This is a genomic window from Okeania sp. SIO2F4, from assembly GCF_010672385.1.
Lineage (GTDB): Bacteria > Cyanobacteriota > Cyanobacteriia > Cyanobacteriales > Microcoleaceae > Trichodesmium.
Genome location: NZ_JAAHGT010000756.1, coordinates 1 through 4,823, shown reverse-complemented (window position 1 = coordinate 4,823; position 4,823 = coordinate 1). Strand labels below are relative to the sequence as shown.

Here is a 4,823-nt window from a genome sequence, read left to right as displayed (position 1 = left end):
ATAGGCTGTTAAATAATGGCGCGATCTCTGGTTAACAATTCATTAATAAAAGTAAGTTTTTTGATAAGATTATTTAGAGCCATACTTGAACTATTGTTCAATAAAGATGGGGGGTGTAGTGCGTTAGCTCTTCTAACGCACTACACCTCATTCATTCTCAATAAGAGTTTGATTTTAGTTGAAGTATTCTTCAGTTCCCGAACGCAAATTCGTCTCTATATATAGCTTTCAACTAGCTTGTCACCCCGTGAGGGGAAAAACCCACCTCAAAAAACAGGATTCCGCCATTATTTGGGTGGATTATTAGGGGAAAGTGAAAGAAAAAACAGATCACGAACATCGCCAATAACTCTATTGGAGTTGTTTATAATCGCCTACATCATTTCATAGCAGATTCTCATAATCGAGCCTAGTAAAATCAATGAACGTCCTCTCAAAATAATTAACAAACGTTCTCAAACCAAATTCAAGAAAGGGTTTAGTTTAATTTTAGACGACTCTGGACACCGAAAAAGCGCACCGCCTGCGCCGAGGTTTCCTCGGCGTAAAGACGGAGCAAGAAGCGGTAATTTTACATCGGGAGTAGGCCGACAATATATTGGAGAAATAGGTAAAACAGATAAGGTCATAGTGAGTATAACAACTCATCCGATACGATGGTAAAAAAAGCTTACCTTGAGAAATTGAATTAGATCAACATTCTAGTTGCTTACCGGAAGGAAAAGATGACAAATTATTTCACAAAAAGCCAGATATAGGAATAGATTTAATAGACCGCACCCAGGCCAGAGGTCTGAGTCCAGGAGTAGTGTTAATTGATACAGGTTATGGCATGGGATACAACATTTCTGAAAAAACTCGAGGAAAGGGAATTAAAATATTTAGGAAGCATTGCAAAAAACCGAAAAATAGTAGTTAAACAAAAATCCAACCAAGAAATAGAAACTAGAATAGATGAAGCGAGCTAAAAGCATACCAATAGAGGAATTTGAACCAGTTATCTTAAGTTGAGAAAAAGCAAAAATAGTTTGGGTTACTACATTTAGAGCATCAACTTCGCGCCTTCAAGGAGAAAGAACTTTTGAAGCGCGTTATGAATGCTAGTTCTGTAGAAGAGGCAACAAAAATTGATTATTAGATCACCAATTTTGAGCCTTCAAAAGTAAAATCTGAGTGGATAGTAAATAGCTACTCGCTCCAGAAATTGGATAGAGGTTTTTTACACAGAAGCAATCATGATGGTTAGGATTAAAAGAGTATCAAGTGAGAGATAAATGGAGTTGAGAACGTCATTTGATCCTGGTCTGATCGTGCTTATACTTTGATCATTTGTAATAAGTTAACTGGGGGACGTGCATTGGCAATGGGGAAATAAACCTTTGAAGACATTTACTGATGCTGATCAAGCTTTTCCTAGAGCCATGTATGCACCGTTTTGTTAACTGGTTAACTAACAACATTGACGTCTTTGCCTTTCACAAACAGAGTTTAGGCTATATTTGGGCTTAAAAGTTGTGTAAGTCCCGTTAGGGACAATAGTGTCGCTACGCGGAAGTTAAAAGTCAAAAGTGTTGATTAGTAAGGCTTTTAGGATTTTGTAACTGGTCAGTTATTTCCGCCATTATCCAATAGTCATCTTATGATTCCCACAATTTCTTGATGCACTACTCTATAAATTGATAGCTTTTGGGAATTTTTGGTCTTGCTAAATGATTTATGATTTTTCTAGATTTTGAATTACGGTTTGTAGCTTTCACCTATCTGTATAATAGCTATAATCAGCAATGCCGAATTTTATTTTAAAATTAATTTGGCTTTTTGCAAATTTAGTAAAACATATTACTTAAAATAAGAGGTTATTCATGGCAATTCAACTTCAACAAGCTCTAGAAGTAGGAAAATATCTTTTGACTCAACGTCTCAAAGGGCATAAACGTTTCCCCTTAGTTTTAATGTTAGAACCTTTATTTAGATGTAATTTAGCTTGCCCTGGTTGTGGCAAGATTCAGCATCCTAAAGAAATACTCAAGCAAAATTTAACGCCTCAAGAATGTTTTGCTGCTGTAGAAGAATGTGGCGCTCCTGTGGTTTCTATTCCAGGAGGAGAACCTTTATTACATCCACAAATTGATGAAATTGTACAAGGGTTAGTTGAGCGTAGAAAATTTGTTTATTTATGTACTAATGGTTTGTTACTGGAAAAGAATCTCAATCGATTTCGACCTTCTCCTTATCTAACTTTTAGTGTTCATCTTGATGGTTTACAACCAACTCACGATAAATGTGTGGATAAACAAGGGGTGTTTGAAATAGCAGTTAAAGCAATTCTGGCTGCTAAAGCTAGAGGATTTCGAGTTACTACTAATACTACTGTATTTGAGGGAATAGATCCTAAACAAATACAGGATTTTTTTGATTTTTTGGAAAGTTTAAATATTGATGGAATGATGATTTCTCCTGGTTATAGTTATGAGTGGGCACCAGACCAAGATAATTTTCTGAAGCGACAACAAACAAGGTTATTATTCAGAGAAATTCTTGCTCCTTTTAAAGCTGGTAAAAAGAATTGGAATTTTAATCATAATCCTCTATTTTTAGATTTTTTGATGGGGGAAAAAGATTATGATTGTACTCCTTGGGGTAGTCCTAGTTATAGTGTTCTTGGTTGGCAAAAACCTTGTTATTTAATGAATGAAGGATATTATGCTACTTTTAAGGAACTTTTAGAGAAAAGTAATTGGGATAATTATGGTTATAAAAGTAGAAATCCTAAATGTGCTGATTGTATGGTTCATTGTGGTTATGAACCAACAGCGGCAATGGCAGCAATGGAGTTAGAAAATATTCCTCAAGTTGTGGGTTCTTTGTTGAAAATTAGTGGTTAAATTAAGAGGGGAGAGGGAAGAGAGATTCAATAATTGATAATTGATAATGGATAATTGATAATTACCTCTCCCTAAAACGGATTGGATTGAATAAAAGGAAAATTTTTTCTCTCTTGGTCGATTGGAGGCAAGCGAGGAGACCTCGCCATCCCATCCTTCGGAATGCTCCGCAAACGACCGCTTGTTTCTCCTTGCCGATGAGAGGCTTTAAACCTTAATTATTCGGTAGGGAGAAATAATTGATAATTTATGGATAAGAATTGGTTGGATTTGGGATTTTTGGAGATGTTTAATATATAATCCTGGTAATTAGTTATCCTATCACCCTCGGAGTCAGGTAGGGGAGCCGTCGGATTGGCGACGTACAGGAGAAAGAAAGGATTTGAGCTATTAAATTTTTACATTCGTATTCAATACAACATCTGTATTCAGAGGAAGTAATACCGTTTCACGGAAGTCAAAAGTTAAAAGTCAAAAGTTAAAAGTAAGATTTTATAGGCTCAAAACTTTGACGCACTCAGTAATTTTAGGAAATTATTTGACATAAAGTATAAGATAAGTAGTGTAGCCTAAGTTGATGAAATTGGTATAATATTCCGATTAGTGTATAATCGGATTTTATATAAAAACTAATAATAAATTTAACATGAGTGAATTATTTAATTTTAATGGTATTACTATTCAAGCCATGTTTGGTCTTGCTATAGGAATCTTAGTATTAGCCAGTACACCAGGACCTGGTATTTTAGCAGCTACTTCTTGTGCCTTAGTATCAGGTTTTCGTTCATCCCTTTTAGTAATAGCGGGAATTGTTATAGGAGATCTTATATTTCTTTTCATAGCAATTTTCGGACTAACATTAGTGACTCAATTTATTGACAATGCTTTTATTATCATTAGAGTTTTAGGTGGTCTTTATTTAGTTTGGTTAGGCTGGAAACTTTGGACATCAGCACCTATCAATTTAGAAAATGATGATGAGGCATCAAATAAAACTTATTTAAAAAATTTTACGGCAGGTTTAGCTATTACACTTAGTAATCCTAAAGTTATTATTTTTTATGGTGCTTTTCTTCCTGTTTTTGTCAACCTTAACGATTTAAAAGTAAATAGTATAGTTTTAATTGCTACTTTTATGACCGTTATTGTTTCTCTAGTAACTGGATTTTATGCTTATTTAGCTTCTCGTGCTAGATTATTATTTAAAAGCGAAAAAGCTATGACTAATATTAATCGTATAGCTGGGACTGTCATGTTTAGTGTTGCTCTTTTAGTAATTTTAATTGGTTAATAATAAAGTAAGCATTCAGCTATTATAGCAATCCTCAATAGGGTTTGCTGAAAAAGTCTTTTTAGTCTTTTTAGTAGTCAATAGTCAATAGTCAGTAGTCAGTAGAAATGGTGGATTACAGAAGATGTAATCGGATATATTTGTCCCTAAATTTTGGAGCTGTTGTCTGCTCAAAACCCTCACTTTTTCAACTATTGATAGCCATTAGCTGGCTCTTTTAGAGAACAAAAATGGCTTTAACCTTTATCTATCAATGGTTTCAGATTTATTCAGCAAACCCTAAATAGATTGTAAGATTTTATCTTGGGGGTTTGGTCTCCAAACCCTGGTAAAAATAATGGGATTTGCAAACCAAACCCCTACAGTTTTTCTCACAAAGCATTTCATATTGCTATAGCATTCAGCTATCAGCAATAAGCAGCAATAAGAACCTAGTTTTGAGGGTATGTTTTGTAAACATCTTTTTTCTCTTTTTAATTTGCACTAAAAACAATAGCTGATAGCTGACTGCTGAATGCTTACAAAAAAAGGAAAATAATAGAGGTAGCTGTCTAATAATAAGATGAGGAAAAACCCGATATTTTCAATTTGATTTAATCAAATTTTTCAACTCCCGCCAAATAGAAGGTTGACTAGAAGTTGATGCG

Annotated in this window: 2 protein-coding genes; both read left to right on the top strand. The window is 34.4% G+C overall.

Annotation, left to right across the window (positions count from 1 at the left end):
- Positions 1 to 1,862: 1,862 nt before the first annotated feature.
- The gene (gene hpnH, locus F6K22_RS32065; protein WP_293107624.1) at positions 1,863 to 2,885 is read left to right on the top strand and encodes an adenosyl-hopene transferase HpnH; all 1,023 of its coding nucleotides are present in this window, start codon (positions 1,863 to 1,865) and stop codon (positions 2,883 to 2,885) included.
- A 646-nt stretch (positions 2,886 to 3,531) separates the two neighbouring features.
- Positions 3,532 to 4,176, top strand: coding sequence for a LysE family translocator (locus F6K22_RS32060; protein WP_293107621.1), 645 nt, complete (start codon positions 3,532 to 3,534; stop codon positions 4,174 to 4,176).
- The last annotated feature ends 647 nt before the right edge of the window (positions 4,177 to 4,823 follow it).

Excerpts from the sequence above, each read along its gene's own strand:
- hpnH (WP_293107624.1), top strand. The coding sequence starts at position 1,863 with ATGGCAATTCAACTTCAACAAGCTCTAGAAGTAGGAAAATATCTTTTG.
- F6K22_RS32060 (WP_293107621.1), top strand. The coding sequence starts at position 3,532 with ATGAGTGAATTATTTAATTTTAATGGTATTACTATTCAAGCCATGTTT.